At 72.4% G+C, this 16,679-nt stretch carries 15 protein-coding genes; 11 read left to right on the top strand and 4 right to left on the bottom strand.

Translation table 11 applies throughout. The features are described from left to right. Window positions 1-44 precede the first annotated feature (44 nt). Window positions 45-1,277, top strand: a complete 1,233-nt coding sequence (locus RB608_RS03080; RefSeq protein ID WP_308086336.1) for an MFS transporter — start codon at window positions 45-47, stop codon at window positions 1,275-1,277. Here RB608_RS03080 and RB608_RS03075 read toward each other — a convergent pair. Continuing rightward, a complete protein-coding gene (locus RB608_RS03075; RefSeq protein ID WP_308086335.1) occupies window positions 1,261-2,448 on the bottom strand; it encodes a hypothetical protein in 1,188 nt (395 codons plus the stop codon). The genes RB608_RS03080 and RB608_RS03075 overlap by 17 nt on opposite strands. An 89-nt stretch (window positions 2,449-2,537) precedes the next feature. Between RB608_RS03075 and trpS the strand changes: the two genes are divergently transcribed. From trpS to RB608_RS03030, 9 genes are all read left to right on the top strand, one after another. After that, the gene (gene trpS, locus RB608_RS03070; protein WP_308086334.1) at window positions 2,538-3,626 is read left to right on the top strand and encodes a tryptophan--tRNA ligase; all 1,089 of its coding nucleotides are present in this window, start codon (window positions 2,538-2,540) and stop codon (window positions 3,624-3,626) included. After that, entirely contained in the window at window positions 3,626-4,132 is a 507-nt protein-coding gene (locus RB608_RS03065) for a 2'-5' RNA ligase family protein (protein ID WP_308086333.1), read from the top strand. The genes trpS and RB608_RS03065 overlap by 1 nt, the downstream gene beginning before the upstream one ends. Window positions 4,133-4,148: 16 nt before the next feature. Next, window positions 4,149-5,234 (top strand): YihY/virulence factor BrkB family protein, encoded by a 1,086-nt coding sequence (locus tag RB608_RS03060; protein ID WP_308086332.1) that lies wholly within the window; start codon window positions 4,149-4,151, stop codon window positions 5,232-5,234. Next, the gene (locus tag RB608_RS03055) at window positions 5,231-5,458 is read left to right on the top strand and encodes an SCO4848 family membrane protein (RefSeq protein ID WP_308086331.1); all 228 of its coding nucleotides are present in this window, start codon (window positions 5,231-5,233) and stop codon (window positions 5,456-5,458) included. Before RB608_RS03060 ends, RB608_RS03055 begins: the two co-directional genes overlap by 4 nt. Window positions 5,459-5,496: 38 nt before the next feature. Then, complete coding sequence (locus RB608_RS03050) at window positions 5,497-6,111, top strand: hypothetical protein (RefSeq protein ID WP_308086330.1); 615 nt, start codon at window positions 5,497-5,499, stop codon at window positions 6,109-6,111. A gap of 64 nt (window positions 6,112-6,175) precedes the next feature. After that, window positions 6,176-6,739 (top strand): copper chaperone PCu(A)C, encoded by a 564-nt coding sequence (locus RB608_RS03045; protein WP_308086329.1) that lies wholly within the window; start codon window positions 6,176-6,178, stop codon window positions 6,737-6,739. Next, window positions 6,739-8,010 carry a Dyp-type peroxidase gene (locus RB608_RS03040; protein ID WP_308086328.1) on the top strand — a complete coding sequence of 424 codons (1,272 nt, stop codon included), beginning with the start codon at window positions 6,739-6,741 and terminating at the stop codon, window positions 8,008-8,010. Before RB608_RS03045 ends, RB608_RS03040 begins: the two co-directional genes overlap by 1 nt. Further along, a complete protein-coding gene (locus RB608_RS03035; RefSeq protein WP_308086327.1) occupies window positions 8,007-8,573 on the top strand; it encodes a copper resistance protein CopC in 567 nt (188 codons plus the stop codon). The genes RB608_RS03040 and RB608_RS03035 overlap by 4 nt, the downstream gene beginning before the upstream one ends. Beyond that, window positions 8,570-10,543, top strand: coding sequence for a cytochrome c oxidase assembly protein (locus tag RB608_RS03030; protein ID WP_308086326.1), 1,974 nt, complete (start codon window positions 8,570-8,572; stop codon window positions 10,541-10,543). Before RB608_RS03035 ends, RB608_RS03030 begins: the two co-directional genes overlap by 4 nt. 135 nt (window positions 10,544-10,678) lie before the next feature. Here the strand turns inward: RB608_RS03030 and RB608_RS03025 are convergent, their stop codons facing one another. The 3 genes from RB608_RS03025 to RB608_RS03015 are packed head-to-tail and all read right to left on the bottom strand — an operon-like array spanning window position 10,679 to window position 14,208. Then, entirely contained in the window at window positions 10,679-11,422 is a 744-nt protein-coding gene (locus RB608_RS03025; protein ID WP_308086723.1) for a succinate dehydrogenase/fumarate reductase iron-sulfur subunit, read from the bottom strand. Window positions 11,423-11,433: 11 nt separating this feature from the next. Next, window positions 11,434-13,479 (bottom strand): fumarate reductase/succinate dehydrogenase flavoprotein subunit, encoded by a 2,046-nt coding sequence (locus tag RB608_RS03020; RefSeq protein ID WP_308086324.1) that lies wholly within the window; start codon window positions 13,477-13,479, stop codon window positions 11,434-11,436. 12 nt (window positions 13,480-13,491) lie between these two features. Continuing rightward, window positions 13,492-14,208, bottom strand: coding sequence for a succinate dehydrogenase cytochrome b subunit (locus RB608_RS03015; protein ID WP_308086322.1), 717 nt, complete (start codon window positions 14,206-14,208; stop codon window positions 13,492-13,494). Between the two features lie 175 nt (window positions 14,209-14,383). Here RB608_RS03015 and RB608_RS03010 point away from each other — a divergent pair, with 175 nt between their 5' ends. Further along, a complete protein-coding gene (locus RB608_RS03010; RefSeq protein WP_308086320.1) occupies window positions 14,384-16,678 on the top strand; it encodes an FdhF/YdeP family oxidoreductase in 2,295 nt (764 codons plus the stop codon). The last annotated feature ends 1 nt before the right edge of the window (window position 16,679 follow it).

The raw sequence follows: 16,679 nt of genomic DNA, 5'->3' as shown, positions 1-16,679 counted from the left end.
GACGTCCCGGAATAGGACGCCCGGAGCGCCGGTTACGATCCCCCGTGACCTCCTCGCCGACGACGACCTCGATCGAGGGGCGCCCGGCGGTGTCCCACCACCGACCCGCGCTGGCGATCCTGGCGCTCGCGGTCGGCGGGTTCACCATCGGCACCACCGAGTTCATGACGATGGGCGTGCTGCCCGAGATCGCCCGCGGCGTCGAGGTCTCGGTGCCGAGCGCCGGCCACGTCATCTCGGCCTACGCGCTCGGCGTGGTGGTCGGCGTACCCATCCTGGCCTTCTTCGGCGCCGCTCTGCCGCGCCGCGGGATGCTCGTCGGCCTGATGGCGGCGTACGCCGTGTTCAACCTGCTCAGCGCCGTCGCGCCGACCTATGAGGTGCTCACGGTCGCACGCTTCCTCGACGGGCTGCCGCACGGCGCCTATTTCGGTGTCGCGAGCCTGGTCGCGGCCAGTCTGGTCGTCCCCGAGCGCCGTGGCCGCGCCGTCGCGAGTGTGATGCTCGGGCTCTCGGTCGCCAACGTCGTCGGCGTCCCGCTGGCCACCTTCCTCGGCCAGCAGGTCGGCTGGCGCTCGACGTACCTCCTCGGCGGCCTGCTCGCGCTCGCGACCGCGGCGATGGTGCTCGCGGTGGTCCCGTCGATCCCGGGCGACTCCGGAGCGAGCGGGCGCAAGGAGGCCCGCGAGTTCTTCGGCAGCCTCCAGGTCTGGCTGACCATGGCGGTCGGCGCCGTGGGCTTCGGTGGCATGTTCGCGGTCTACTCCTATATCGCCAAGACGGTCACCGTCGTCGGCGGGCTCGAGCGCGGGACCGTGCCGTTCTTCGTGCTCGCCCTGGGCCTCGGCATGGTCGTCGGCACCTGGGCGGCCGGCGAGCTCGCCGCCTGGTCGGTCTATCGCAGCCTGCTGCTCGCCGGCGTCGGCGGCATCGCGCTGATGCTCGTCTACTACGCCGCCGCGCCGCACGGCTGGCTGCTGTTGCCCGTGGCCTTCCTGGTCACCGCCGCCGGCTCCGTGCTCGTCGTCAACCTGCAGTTGCGGCTGATGGACGTCGCCGGCAACGCCGTCACCCTCGGCGCGGCCATGAACCACGCCGCCCTCAATATCGCCAACGCGCTCGGCGCCTGGCTCGGCGGCCTGGTCATCGCCGGCGGCCACGGCTACCGCGCCCCCGCGCTCGTCGGCGCCGGCCTCGCCGCTGTCGGTACGGCGATCCTGGTCGTCTCGGCGCTCACCCACCGCCGTACGACGTCCCGGGTCACCAGTCGCGCGTGAAGCGGAGCACGACGGTGTGGTCCGGCTCGAGCGACACCTCGAACGTCTCGGCGACCCCCGCGTCCGGCGGCGCGGACACGGTCACGTCGCAGACGTAGCCGGGGAAGAACTCCCGCTCACGGCAGGGCTGGTCCAGGGCGATCGCACCGAAGGCCGGTCCTGACGCGGGGGAGGTCCACGCAGGCGACGCCAGCCAGGCGTCCAGGTCGGCCGGGGCGAACGTGTCCGGCACGCCGAACGACTGCTCGTAGTTCTCGCTGGTGGTGACCCCGCGGCCGCCGCCGTCGACGGTCAGGCGCACCCAGTCGACGGGGACGGGCATGAGGGAGGCGCGCTCGAGGGTGGCCGGGGACACCGCCAGGTCTGTCGGTGCGACGTACTGCCGGTAGGAGAGCCGGATCTGCACGGAGCGGGCGCCTCCCGCGGCGCCGTACCGGGCCGCGGTCACGAAGAACTCCGGCTGCTGTCCGGCCGGGGGCATCAGGTGCGCCGAGCAGGACTCCCCGTCCTCGTCGCAGTGCTCGACCCGGATCGCGCCGAAGGATCGGCCGTCGGGATCGTCCGCCCACGTCGGTGCCGAGAGCCAGGCCCGCAGGGCCACCGAGTCCGGCACGTCGTAGACCTGGAGGACGTAGGCGTTGGGCACCTTCACGTCGTCGTCGACGCCCTCCTCGGTCCGGGTGAGTCGCCAGTCGTCCGGCACGGGCATCGCCGCGGCGCGGTCGGGCAGGCCGCGCATCTCCGCGGTCGGGACGATGTTGAACCAGCGGATGTCGAGCATCGCCAGCAGGAACGCCGCCAGACAGCTGCCCGTCACGACGAACTGGAGGACCGTGCGGAGCAGGCCGAGGCGGAACCCGGCGGGGCTGCCGAAGGAGTCGTACCGCTCGCCGTACCCGCGGCTCAGCCGGAGGCCCACCCCGGTGGGCATCGGCCAGGAGCCGAAGACGAGGACGAGGGTCCCGACGGTGGCGAGGCCGAGCGCTCCGACCAGGGCGTAGGCCGCCGGCCGCGCGTCGTCGAAGGCCGGTGCCTGCCCCAGCACCCATCCGGCCCAGGCGACCGGCAGCGCGGCGACATAACTGCCGACCAGGATCAGGGCCGCTCGGCCCGGGCGACCACCGCTGAGTCGGGCGAGCGGTCGTCTCCGGCGCCCGTAGGGATCTCTCACGCGCCCGGAACCTACCCAGCGGGGGTCGGGCGGGAACCGGAGCCGATCCAGGTTTCGGCCGGGCACGCAGGCCTGAGAGAATCGCTCCCATGTCCGCCACCACCGAGCACCCGCCCGTGCCGGAGACCGCGCAGCCGGCTGTGCCCGAGGGGACCGCGCGCCCGCGCGTCCTCTCCGGGATCCAGCCGACCTCGGACTCCTTCCACCTCGGCAACTACGTCGGCGCGGTGCGGCAGTGGGTGGACCTGCAGCACGACCACCAGCCGTTCTTCTTCATCGCCGACATGCACGCGCTCACGGTCGACTGGGACCCCAAGGTGCTGCGCGAGCGCACCCTGCGCAGCGCCGCCCAGCTGCTGGCGGCCGGCATCGACCCCGCGAAGTCGGCGGTCTTCGTGCAGAGCCAGGTGCCGGCCCACGCCCAGCTGGCCTGGGTGCTCAACGGCCTGACCGGCTTCGGCGAGGCCCGGCGGATGACCCAGTTCAAGGACAAGTCGGCCAAGGGCGGCGAGGGCGCGGCGAGCGTCGGCCTGTTCGCCTACCCGGTGCTGATGGCCGCCGACATCCTGGCCTACCGCCCCCACTACGTGCCGGTCGGCGAGGACCAGCGCCAGCACCTCGAGCTGACCCGCGACCTCGCCCAGCGGTTCAACAGCAGGTTCAAGAAGACGTTCCGGCTGCCCGAGCCCTACATCCTCAAGGCGACCGCGAAGCTCTACGACCTGCAGGAGCCGACCCGGAAGATGTCGAAGTCGGGCTCGGCCCCGGCCGGCATCATCGACATGCTCGACGACCCCAAGGTCACCGCGAAGAAGATCCGCTCCGCGGTCACCGACTCCGGCACCGAGATCCGCTTCGACCAGGACGAGAAGCCGGGGGTGAGCAACCTCCTGACCATCTACTCCGCGCTGACCGGCGAGAGCATCGCGGCCCTCGAGGAGCAGTACGCCGGCCGGATGTACGGCGACCTCAAGAAGGACCTCGCCGAGGTGGTGGTCGGGTTCGTGACCCCGTTCCGGGACCGCACCCTCGAGCTCCTCGACAACCAGGACCACCTGATGCAGGTGCTCGCCCAGGGGGCGGAGACCGCCGGGGCCGTCGCGGAGAGCACGCTGCGCGACGTCTACCAACGCGTCGGGTTCGTGGCACCGGTGGAGCGTCGTACGGAGGCGGGCTGATGCCGGTCATCGGCGTCGCCATCGCCCTCCCCGAGCCGTGGGCCGGGGAGCTGGTCGACTACCGCCACCGGATCGGAGACCCGTCCGCCCAAGGGGTTCCGAGCCATATCACGCTCATCCCGCCCACCGAGGTGACCGGAGCGCTGGCGGAGATCGAGGAGCACCTCGCCACCGCGGCGACCGGGATCGCGCCCTTCCGGGTGCATCTGCGCGGAACGGGTACCTTCCGGCCCGTGTCGCCCGTGGTGTTCGTCAGTCTCGCCGAGGGGATCTCCCAGTGCGAGCAGCTCGCCGACGCCGTACGACGGGGGCCGCTCGCCGTCGATCTCGGCTTCCCCTACCACCCGCATGTCACCGTGGCGCACCACCTCGACGACCCGACCCTGGACCGTGCCTTCGACGACCTGGCCGGCTTCGAGTGCGCCTTCGACGTGATCGACTTCCACCTCTACGTCCACCACGAGCAGGAGGGGTGGCGCTCGACCCGCACCTTCCCGCTGTCCTGAGGAACGAAAGGCGCCCATGACCCTCGTCGACCGCGCCAAGGCCACTCTCGCCCGGCTCCGTGAGCGATATCCGGCGGTGGACCATGCGGTCCGCACCCAGGAGCTCTACAGCGGGGCCCAGGGCAGCCAGCAGGCCGGCGGGGTGACCTACTTCGGGTTCCTGTCGGTGTTCCCGATCCTGGCCCTCGCCTTCTTCGTGGTCGGCTGGGTGGCCCAGGTCTTCCCCGACGCCCAGGACGCGCTGGTCGACGCGATCGACGCGGTGCTCCCGGGACTCGTCGGCGAGGACACTGGGCAGGTCCGGCTCGGCGACGTCCAGGACGCGGCCCGGACGGTCGGGATCATCGGCCTGGTCGGCGTGCTCTACGCCGGTCTCGGCTGGCTCTCCTCCCTGCAGGCGGCCCTGGCGGTGCTGTTCGAGCTGCCCGAGCGGCTGCGCCCCAACTTCGTGGTCGGCAAGCTCCGCGATCTGCTCACCCTCGCCGTCCTCGGGGTGGTGCTGCTGCTCAGCGTCGTCGCATCCGGCGTGCTCACCCGCACCTCGCGCGCCGTACTCGACCTGCTCGACGTAGGCGCCGAGCTCGGCTGGCTGGTGGCGGTCATCGCGGTCGGGCTGGGCCTGGCGGCCTCGGCCCTCCTGTTCTTCCTGATGTTCCGCCTGCTCGCCCGGCCGCCCCTGCCGGACCGCGCGCTCTGGTCGGGCGCCTGGCTCGGCGCGGTCGGCTTCGAGGTGCTCAAGCAGCTCTCCGGGCTGCTGTTGTCCGGCACCCGCGGTCAACCCGCGTTCCAGGCCTTCGGCATCGCGTTGATCCTGCTGGTCTGGATCAACTACTTCTCCCGGGTCATCCTGTACGCCGCCGCGTGGGCCCGTACCAGCCCGGCGGCCGAGCAGCCGCCCACCCCGGTCCCGGCGGCCGCGGCGATCGCCGCCGCAGCAGCGCCGCAGCCCGAACGGGCCGCCGATCCGGCACCTGCGCCCCGGCTGCCGGGCCTCGCCACCTTCGCCGCCGGAGGCCTGGCTGGGGCGCTGCTCACAGCGGCGGGCCTGCGCCGGCGGCCGCGGCGGTCCCGTGTGGAGGGGTCTGGGAGACTGTCGAGGTGAAGTTCGAGCGCAAGCACGCCCTCCTGCTCCTCGCGGTCGCCGCCTGGAACGTCTTCTCCTTCGGCAACTTCGCCAAGAACCTCTACCAGGCCTACGACGCGGGCGAGGACCGGGCGACGGGCTACTGGGTCGCCCACACCGTGCTCATCGTCGTGAACTTCGTGATCGCCGGCCTGCTCGGCGCACTCGGCTGGAAGGCGCTGCGGGCGTCCCGGGACGCCTGAGCCCGGCCGACCGCCCACCCCGACCAGGAGACCCCCTGATGACCACCGGACCCGTCGCCCGCGCCCAGGCGCGGGCCCGGCGCTTCCGGCGGGTCCGGGGCGCCGCCGCCGGAGGCGTGGCGGCCTTCGGCGCGCTCGTCGCCCACGTCGTGGCCGGCGGCTCGGTCGAGCTGGTCCCCGGTCTGGTGGTCACCGCCGTCGTGGTGCCGATGAGCATCGCGCTGACGCCCGGCAACGCGGTGGGGCTGCCCCGGATCGCCGCGACCGCGCTCGTCGCCCAGGTGCTCGGTCACCTCTGTCTCATGCTCGCTCCGTCCGGGGCCCCGGTGCACGCGCACGGCCACGGCGCCGGTGCCGTGGCGGAGGGCCCGGTCCTGCCGACCCCGGCGATGCTGGCGCTCCACCTGCTCGTCGCGGGCGGCACCGTCGCGGTCGCGGCGGGTCTCGACCGGGCGGCGCTCGACGTACTCCGGGCCGCGGCCGGCTGGCTGCTGCCGCTGCTGTTGCCCGTCGCGCTCCCTACCGTCGGCTACCGGAGCCGCCCGCTGCGCCGGGTCCGCCGGCTGCGCGGCCGGTTCGCCACCCGACCGGGGCGGCCGCGGGCGCCGCCGCGGGCCGCGGTCGTCCCCAGCCCCTCCTGCGCCATGCGCTGACCGCTCCGGTGGCGCGCATGCGCTCCCTCGCGCGCCACGGCGCGCCCACCGAACGGAAACCTCTGTGAAGAAGCACCTCGCGACGGCGGCCCTGGCCGCCGCGCTCCTCCCCGCCCTCGCCGCCTGCGGCGGCGCCGACGACGACCGCGCCGCCCCCTCGACCCCGAGCGAGGCGACCGGCAGCTCCGGGGCCGGCGCCACGGACGCCACCGGTGACACCGCGGCGGACCTGCTCACCGTCACCGACCCGTGGGTCAAGGCCGCGCCCGACGGCATGACCGCGGCCTTCGGGACGCTGACCAACACCGGGCCCGCGGACCTCGCCGTGGTCAGTGCCGTCACCGACGTCGCCGCGTCGACCGAGCTCCACGAGACGGTCGAGAACGAGGACGGATCGATGGCGATGCAGCCCAAGGAGGGTGGCTTCGTCATTCCCGCGGGCGGCAGCCTGACCCTGCAGCCCGGCGGCGACCACCTGATGCTGATGGGCCTGACCGGGCCGGTCGAGCCGGGGACGGCGCTGACCTTGACGCTCACGCTCGACGACGGGTCGACCGCGACGGTGGAGGCCACGGTCAAGGCCTTCGACGGCGCGGACGAGCAGTACCAGAACGGCGGCGAGCACTGATGTCCGGCGGTCCCCGCTGGGACCGCCGGCGCGTCCTCCGCACCGGCGCCGCCGCGTTCGGCGGCGCCGGTGCCGGGTGGAGCGGGTCCGCCCTCGTGGCGAACGGCGCCGCCGCGGCGGCGCCCGCGGACGGTCCGGGCCGGGTGGTCGCCCCGTCCGCGGGGGCCGAGACCGTACCGGTCGTCGGCATCCACCAGGCCGGCGTCGACAGCGCTCCCCAGGCCCACCTGGCGCTGGTCGGCTGGCGCCTGCGGGCGGGTACCGACACGATCGGGCTGACCCGGATGATGCGCCTGCTCAGCGACGACGCGGCCCGGCTGACCACGGGCACCGCCGCGCTCGCGGACACCGAGCCGGAGCTGGCCGCGCACCCGGCGCGGCTCACCGTCACCTTCGGCTTCGGGCCAGGGGTGCTGCGTGACCTCGTCCCCGCCGCCCGCCGGCCCGGACTCGCGGAGCTGCCGTCCTTCGGCCGCGACCGCCTCGACCCGCGCTGGGGTCAGACCGACGTCGTCGCGCAGATCTGCAGCGACGACCCGACGACGCTGGCCCACGCCCGGCGGATGCTGGTCAAGGACGCCCGCACCTTCGCCGAGGTGGCCTGGATCCAGGCCGGCTTCCGCACCGCGCGTGGCACCGTCCCCGACGGGACCACCATGCGCAACCTGATGGGCCAGGTCGACGGCACCGTCAATCCGGTCCCGGCCGAGCCGGACTTCGACCCCCTGGTCTGGGCGGAGGACGACCGGGGCGGCTCGGGGTTCGCCGGCGGCACCTTCCTCGTCGTACGACGGATCCGGATGCAGCTCGACAAGTGGGACCGGGTGGACCGGGTCGGCCGCGAGGTCGTGGTCGGCCGCCGGCTCGACACCGGCGCGCCGCTGACGGGGGAGCGGGAGTTCGACGAGCCCGACTTCGCCGCCACGGACCGGTTCGGCTTCCCGGTGATCGACCCGGCCAGCCACATCGCCCGGGCCCGCAGCGCCGACCCGGGGGAGCGCTTCCTGCGCCGTGCGTACAACTACACCGAGCCGGAGCCCGGCCGCAGCGGCGGGGAGGACAGCGGACTGGTCTTCCTGGCCTTCGCCGCGGACCCGGCGCGGCAGTTCGTCCCGGTCCAGCGCCGGCTCGACGAGCTCGACCGGCTCAACGACTGGGTCGTCACCATCGGCTCGGCGGTCTACGCGGTCCCCCCGGCGGCGCCGCCGGGCGGCTATGTCGGCCAACAGCTGCTGGAGGGCACCGGCACCACCCAGGGAGGGGACACATGAGGACCAGGTACGCGATCGTGGCGGCGATGATGGCGCTGGCCGCCGTCCCCGCGGCGGGTTGGAGCCTGCCCGCCGCGGCGCACGCGTCGCTGGTCGCCAGCGACCCGGACGCCGGCCAGCGGCTCGACCGGCTACCCGACCGGGCCCGGCTCGAGTTCAGCGAGGCGATCAGCTCCCCGGCGTACGTCGTCGTGACCGCACCCGACGGCTCCCGGGCCGACCAGGGCGAGGCCCGGATCGACGGGGGTGTGGTGAGCGTGGAGCTCGGCGGTGCCGCCCCGGACGGGACCTACGGGCTGGCCTTCCGGGTCGTGTCCGAGGACGGCCACCCGGTCACCGGCCGGATCGCCTTCGTCGTGGGTGACGGGCCGCTGGACGACACCGTGCCGTCGGCGCCGACGGCCTCCACGGCGCCGGACGCCGGGGCCGACCGAACCCCGGCGGCGCGCGACGAGGCCGACGACGGGGGGCCGTCGCTGGGCCAGGTCCAGGTGGGCGTCGCCGTCGCGCTGTTCGCCGTCGCCGGCGGTCTGCTGCTGTGGAGCCGCCGGAGGACCCGGTGAGCGACACCGCCGTGGCCCGGCGCCGCAGCCTGGCCCGGGCCGCGGCGGTGCTGGTCCTGGCCGCGGCCGTCGCCTTCGTCATCCTCGTGGCGGGTGGCGGCGCGCCGCAGGAGCCGATCCCCGGCCTGCCCGACCCGGGCCGGCCCACCGGCTGGGGACTGCCCGCGTTGCGCCTCGTCGCCGACGTGCTCGCGGTCGCGGTGGTCGCCGGTCTCCTCGTCGCGCCGCTCACCATGCGCCGCCCGGAGGCCGAGCTCGGCGGCACGGCGTTCCGGGCGTTGCTGCCGGTGCGGTGGCTGGCCGCCGGCTGGTGCGCGGTCGCGCTGGCGCAGGTGGTGCTCACCTACTCCGACCAGTTCGCGATCCCGGTGGGCGACATCCGCTGGCGCGAGCTGCGCGGCTTCGCCACCGGCGTCGACCAGCCGCGGGCGCTGCTGGCCCAGGCGGCGCTCCTGGCGGTGCTGGCGGTCGCCGCGCGCTGGGTGCTGACCGCCCGCGGCGTGCTCGTCCTGCTCGGGCTCGCCCTGGTCGCCGTGGTGCCGCCGATCCTCACCGGGCACGCGTCGTCGGCCGGCAGCCACGACGCCGCGATCGTGGCGATGGTCGTGCACGTCGTCACGGCGGTGGTCTGGATCGGCGGCGTGCTGGCGCTGTGGTGGCATCTCGCGGTGGCGACCAAGGTCCGGGACCGGGCACTGCGTCGCTTCTCCGCGCTCGCCGCCTGGTGCCTCGGGCTGACCGCGGTCTCCGGGGTGGTGAGTGCCTGGGTGCGGCTCGCGCGGCCGGCCGACCTGCTGTCGGCGTACGGCGCGGGGGTGCTGACCAAGACCGCCGTGATCGTCGTCGCCGGCCTGATCGGCCTCACCCTGCGCCGCCGGTTGGTCGCGAGCGCGGCGACCGACTGGGTGGTGCTGCTGCGGCTGACCGGCCTGGAGCTGCTCGTGATGGCCGTCGCCGTCGGTGCCGGCGTCGGCCTCAGCCGGACGCCGCCCCCCGCGCCCGAGGACCTCTACACCTCGCTCGCCGAGGGCCTCCTCGGCGGTCCGGTCCCGCCCGCACCGACGCTGGGGCGGCTGCTGTGGTCGTTCACCCCGTCCGGGCTCGGCTTCCTCGTGGTCGGCCTGGGCGCGGCCGCCTACCTCGCCGGGACCCGCGCGCTGCGCCGGCGCGGCGACCGCTGGCCGGTGGGCCGCACGATCGCCTGGTTCGGCGGGCTGGCCGTGGTCGGCTACGCCACCTTCGGCGGTCTCGGCAGCTACGCCGGGGTCATGTTCAGCGCCCACATGGCCGCGCACATGGCGCTGTCGATGGTCGCGCCGATCCTGCTCGTCTCGGGCCGGCCGACGCAGCTCGCCCTGCGCGCGCTCCCCGGCAGCGACGTCCCCGGCGGCACCGGCCCGCGCCAGCTGCTCGCCGCCGCCCTCGACTCGCGTCCGGCCCGCATCGTGCTGCACCCGGTGACCGCGGCGGTACTGCTGGTCGGCAGCCTGTACGTCGTCTACTTCAGCAGCCTGTTCGACGTACTGATGCGCAACCACCTCGGTCACCTCGCCATGGAGCTGCACTTCCTGCTGGCGGGACTGGTGTTCTTCGAGGTGCTCCTCGGCGACCGGCCCGGCGCCGGCACGTCGTACGTCGGCCGACTGATGCTGCTGCTCGTCACGATGCCCTTCCACGCCTTCTTCTCGATCAGCGTGATGGGCTCGGAGCGGGTGATCGGCGGGGAGTACTTCCGGCTGCTCGACGTCCCCTATGTCGCGAGCCTGGCCGACGACCAGCACCTCGCGGGCGCGATGAACTGGGCCCTCGGCGAGGTGCCGATGGTGATGGTCATCGTCGTGCTCGTCATCCAGTGGTGGCGCGACGACCAGCGCGAGGCCCGGCGCCGTGACCGCGCGGCCGACCGCGACGGTGATGCGGAGCTGACGGCGTACAACGAGATGCTGCGGCGAGCCTCTGACCGGGACTAGCCCCGACCCGTCGCACATGAAGCCCGAAACCACGCCGACCCGGCGCAGTTTGAACTTCAGACTGCGCCGGGTCGGCGTCGATCCTGATTCAGACTGCGCCGGGTCGGCGTGATATCAGATTCAGACTGCGCCGGGTCAGTGACCGTTCTTGAGCGCGGTGCGCAGGTCCTTGTTGAGCTGGGAGATCACGTCGAGCGGGATCTCCTTGGGGCAGGCCGCGGCACACTCGCCGATGTTGGTGCAGCCGCCGAAGCCCTCGTGGTCGTGCTGGCCGACCATGTCGACGACGCGCGTCCAGCGCTCCGGCTGGCCCTGCGGCAGCTCGCCGAGGTGGGTGATCTTGGCACCGAGGAACAGCGACGCCGACCCGTTGGGGCACGCGGCGACGCAGGCGCCGCAGCCGATGCAGGTCGCCACGTTGAACGCGCGCATCGCCTTGTCGCGCGGCGCGGGCACCGAGTTCGCCTCGGGCGCCGAGCCGGTGTTGGCGGAGATGAACCCCCCGGACTGGATGATCCGGTCGAAGGCGGAGCGGTCCACGACCAGGTCCTTGATGACCGGGAAGGGCTCGGCGCGCCACGGCTCGACGGTGATGGTGTCGCCGTCGTTGAACGAGCGCATGTGGAGCTGGCAGGTCGTGGTGACCTCGGGGCCGTGCGCCTCGCCGTTGATCATCAGCGAGCACATGCCGCAGATGCCCTCGCGACAGTCGGAGTCGAACGCGACGGGCTCCTCGCCCTTCTCGTTCAGCTGCTCGTTGAGGACGTCGAGCATCTCCAGGAAGCTCATGTCCTGCGAGATCCCCGAGACCTGGTAGGTGTGGATGCCGCCCTTGTCGTCGGGCCCGTTCTGGCGCCAGATCTTCAGGGTCAGGTTCATGCTGTCCGCGCTCACTTGTAGCTCCGCTGCTTCATCTCGATGGCGGTGTAGATCAGGTCTTCCTTGTGCAGCACCGGCTGCCCGCCCTCGAGCGAATCGCCGCCCCACTCCCAGGCCGCCACGTAGGCGAACTCGTCGTCGTGACGCAGCGCCTCGCCGTCCTCGGTCTGCGACTCGCCCCGGAAGTGACCGCCGCAGGACTCGCGTCGGTTGAGCGCGTCGATGCACATGAGCTCGCCGAGCTCGATGAAGTCGGCCACCCGGCCGGCCTTCTCGAGGCTCTGGTTGAGGGTGTCGGCCGAGCCGAGGACCTTCAGGTTGCTCCAGAAGTCGGCCTTGAGCTCGCGGATCAGGTCGATGGCCTTGCGCAGGCCCTCCTCGGTCCGCTCCATGCCGCAGTACTCCCACATGATGTTGCCGAGCTCTTTGTGGTAGCTGTCGGCCGAGCGGGTGCCGTTGATGGAGAGGAACCTCGTGATCCGCTCCTCGACGTTCTGCTTCGCCTCGAGGACGGCCGGGTGCGACTCGTCGATCTTCTCGAACGGGCCGTCGGCGAGGTACTCGCGGATGGTGTTCGGGAGGACGAAGTAACCGTCGGCCAGGCCCTGCATCAGGGCGGACGCACCGAGCCGGTTGGCACCGTGGTCGGAGAAGTTGGCCTCACCGGAGACGAACAGGCCGGGGATGTTGGACTGCAGGTGGTAGTCCACCCACAGGCCGCCCATGACGTAGTGCACGGCGGGGTAGATCCGCATCGGCATCTCGTACGGGTTCTCACCGGTGATCCGCTCGTACATGTCGAGCAGGTTGTCGTACTTCTCCTCGATGGCGTCCTTGCCGAGGCGCTTGATCGCGTCGCCGAGATCGAGGTAGACGCCCCGCCGGAAGTCGCCGACCAGCGGGCCGACGCCACGGCCCTCGTCGCACATGTTCTTCGCCTGGCGGGAGGCGATGTCGCGGGGGACCAGGTTGCCGAAGGACGGGTAGATCCGCTCCAGGTAGTAGTCGCGGTCCTCCTCGGGGATGTCCCGCGGGTCCTTGTCGCAGTCCTCCTTCTTCTTCGGCACCCAGATCCGGCCGTCGTTGCGCAGCGACTCGGACATCAGGGTCAGCTTCGACTGGTGGTCGCCGGAGACCGGGATGCACGTCGGGTGGATCTGCGTGTAGCAGGGGTTGGCCATGTAGGCGCCCTTGCGGTGCGCACGCCACGCGGCGGTGACGTTGGAGCCCATCGCGTTGGTGGACAGGAAGAAGACGTTGCCGTAGCCGCCCGTGGCGAGGACGACGACGTCGGCGAGGTGGGTCTCGATCTCGCCGGTGACCATGTCGCGGGCGATGATGCCGCGCGCGCGAGGTCCGGCGCCGTCGTCGACGACGATCAGCTCCAACATTTCATGCCGGGTGAACGACTCGACCGTGCCGGCCGCGACCTGGCGCTCCATCGCCTGGTAGGCGCCGATGAGCAGCTGCTGGCCCGTCTGACCACGCGCGTAGAACGTGCGAGAGACCTGCACACCGCCGAAGGACCGGTTGTCGAGGAGGCCGCCGTAGTCGCGCGCGAAGGGCACACCCTGCGCGACGCACTGGTCGATGATGTTGGCCGAGACCTCGGCCAGGCGGTAGACGTTCGACTCGCGCGAGCGGTAGTCGCCGCCCTTGACCGTGTCGTAGAAGAGACGGAACGTCGAGTCGCCGTCCTCCTTGTAGTTCTTGGCCGCGTTGATGCCGCCCTGGGCGGCGATCGAGTGCGCCCGGCGCGGGGAGTCCTGGTAGCAGAAGGACTTCACGTTGTAGCCGGCCTCGCCGAGCGTGGCGGCGGCGGCGCCGCCCGCCAGGCCGGTGCCGACGATGATCACGTCGAGCTTGCGGCGGTTGGCCGGGTTGACCAGGCGGTTCTCGAACTTGCGGGTCGTCCAGCGGTCGGCGATCGGGCCGGTCGGGGCGGCCTCGTCGACCACCTTCTCGCCCAGCGTGTAGTAGCCGTGCGCGTCGTCGGACTTCTGAACGGAGGGCTCGTTGAGCGGCGTGAGGCCGTCGTGGAGGGTGCTTCCAGCCATGATGGGAGCTCCTTACTTCTCGATGATGCCGACGAGGACGGACAGCGGGACCAGCGAGAAGCCGCCGGCGACCACGATCGCCACGATCCAGCCGGTTGCCCGCGCCCGGGCCCGGGAGACCGCGGAGCCGGTGAGGCCGAGCGTCTGCAGCGAGCTGAACGTGCCGTGGTGCAGGTGGAGACCGAGGGCGACCATCGCGAGCAGGTAGAGGATGGTCATCCACCACAGGTCGAAGGTGTCGACCAGGAGCGCGTAGGGGTTGTCGCCGCCGGTCTCGCCGTTGCTCGGGTTGACCTTGACGATCGTGAAGTTGAGCAGGTGCCAGACGACGAACACCAAGATGGTGATCCCGCCCCACCGCATGGTGCGCGAGGACAGCGACGAGCCGGCGTTCTTCTTGGCGACGTACTGCACCGGCCGGGCCGCGGCGGCGCGACGCCACAGCGCGACGGCGCAGGCGATGTGGACGATGACGGCGACGATCAGGCCGACCCGCATGATCCAGAGGAAGCCCTCGTGCGGGAGCATCGGCTCGCCGAGCTCGCGCAGGTGGTGCGCGTACTCGTTGAACGCCCCCTCACCGGCGAAGGCCTTGAGGTTGCCGTACATGTGTCCCAGCACGAAGCCGATGAACAGCACACCGCTCACTGCCATGAGCAATTTCAGGGCGATCGTCGTGCGCACTGCACGGCTGCCCTTCACCAGTTGGGGACGCGTCGTCGTTGCCACGGGGGGTCACGCTACTCCCGCTACTGACGAGTAGTTGACCGGGATCATGTGAGATATGCACGTAAGGCGACCCTTACCAGACGTCGGGCGGCGGCGTCCGCCGGCCCTGCGCGCCCGGACCGCCCGGCCGTCCCGGGCGTTTGACGCCGTCCCGGTGGGGCGGCACGCTGCAGGGGTGAGCAGGAAGCGGCCGGACGTGGACCCCCAGGACGATCTCGACGTGACGCCGCCGAAGACGTACGCCGCCGGCCTGCCCGCGGTCGCGCACGCGATGGAGTACGCGCTGGCCCAGGCCGGGCCCAAGCGCACGGCGCTCACCCTGCTCAGTCTCAACCAGGCCGAGGGCATCGACTGCCCGGGCTGCGCGTGGCCGGACCCGAAGCACCGGCACAAGAACGAGTACTGCGAGAACGGCGCCAAGCACGTCACCGACGAGGCGACGACCCGACGGGTGACCCGCGAGTTCTTCGCCGCGCACTCCGTCGCCGAGCTCGGCGCGGCGTCCGACATGTGGCTCAACCACCAGGGCCGGCTGACCGAGCCGATGGTCAAGCGCCCCGGCGCGACCCACTACGAGCCGATCGGCTGGGACGACGCGCTCGGCCTCGTCGCCGACGAGCTCAACGGCCTGGCCTCGCCCGACGAGGCGATGTTCTACACCTCGGGCCGGCTCAACAACGAGGCCGCGTTCCTGCTGCAGCTCTTCGCCCGCGCCTACGGCACCAACAACCTGCCGGACTGCTCGAACATGTGTCACGAGTCGAGCGGATCCGGGCTGGGGGAGACCCTCGGTGTCGGCAAGGGCAGCGTCTCCCTCGACGACATCCACGAGTCCGACCTGGTGTTCGTGGTCGGCCAGAACCCGGGCACGAACCATCCCCGGATGCTGTCGGCGCTCGAGGAGACCAAGCGCAACGGCGGCCGGGTGATCGCGGTCAACCCGCTGCCGGAGGCCGGGCTGATCCGGTTCAAGAACCCGCAGACGCCGCGCGGCGTCGTCGGCAAGGGCACCGTCATCGCGGACCTCTTCCTCAAGATCCGGCCGGGCGGGGACCTCGCGCTCTTCCAGATGCTCAACCGGCTGCTGCTCGAGGCCGAGGACGCGGCCCCCGGCACCGTGCTCGACCACGACTTCATCGCCACCCACACCGTCGGGTACGACGACTTCGCGGCTCATACCCGCACCGTCACCTGGGAGCACGTGCTGGCGGCGACCGGCCTGACCCGGGAGGAGATCGAGGCGGTCCACCGCGAGGTGCTCGGCGCCCGCAAGGTCATCGTCTGCTGGGCGATGGGTCTGACCCAGCACCGCCACGGCGTGCCGACCATCCGCGAGATCGTCAGCTTCCTCCTGCTGCGCGGCAACCTGGGGCGCCCCGGCGCGGGCGTGTGCCCTGTCCGCGGCCACAGCAACGTCCAGGGCGACCGCACGATGGGCATCTGGGAGCGGGTGCCCGACTCCTTCCTGGACGCCCTGGCCGCGGAGTTCGACTTCGCGCCGCCGCGCGCCCACGGCTACGACTCGGTGGCCGGCGTCCGTGCGATGCGCGACGGGAAGGCGAGCGTGTTCGTCGGCGTCGCCGGCAACTTCGTGCGCGCGATGTCCGACAGCGACGTCACCGAGGCCGCGCTGCGCGGCTGCCGGCTGACCGTGCAGATCTCGACCAAGCTCAACCGGTCGCACACCGTGTGCGGCGAGACCGCGCTCATCCTGCCGACCCTCGGGCGCAGCGACCGCGACGTCCAGGCCACCGGCGAGCAGTTCGTCACCGTCGAGGACTCGATGAGCGAGGTGCACCAGTCCCGTGGCCGGCTCGAGCCCGCCTCGCCGGACCTGCTGAGCGAGGTCGCGATCATCGGCCGGCTGGCCCGCCGCACCCTGGGGGAGGGCGGCGCCATCCCGTGGGAGGACTTCGAGGCCGACTACGCCCTGGTCCGCGACCGGATCGCCCGCGTGGTGCCCGGGTTCGCCGACTTCAACGCACGGGTCGCCGTCCCGGGCGGCTTCCGGCTGCCCAACCCGGTCAACGAGGGGCGCTTCCCGACGCCGAGCGGCAAGGCGGTCTTCACCTGCAACGAGCTCGACATGATCACGGCGCCGAAGGGCCACCTGGTGCTGCAGAGCCTGCGCTCGCACGACCAGTGGAACACCATCCCCTACGCCATGAACGACCGCTACCGCGGCATCCACGACGCCCGCCGCATCGTGATGGTCAACCCCGACGACCTCGCCGAGCTCGGCATCGCCGACCGCGACCCGGTCGACATCGTGAGCGTCTGGACCGACGGCACGGAGCGTCGCGCAGAGGGCTTCCGTGCCGTCGCCTACCCGGCTGCGCGCGGGTCGGCTGCGGCGTACTACCCCGAGACCAACGTGCTGGTGCCGCTCGACAGCGTCGCCGAGATCAGCAACACCCCGACGTCGAAGGGCGTGATCGTGCGCCTGGAGCCGGTCGCCGCCCGCGGCTGAG

Source organism: Nocardioides sp. LHD-245, assembly GCF_030929495.1.
Taxonomy (GTDB): Bacteria; Actinomycetota; Actinomycetes; order Propionibacteriales; family Nocardioidaceae; genus Nocardioides.
Note: the sequence above shows the minus strand (reverse complement) of the source record. Positions and strands in the feature narration are given on the sequence as shown.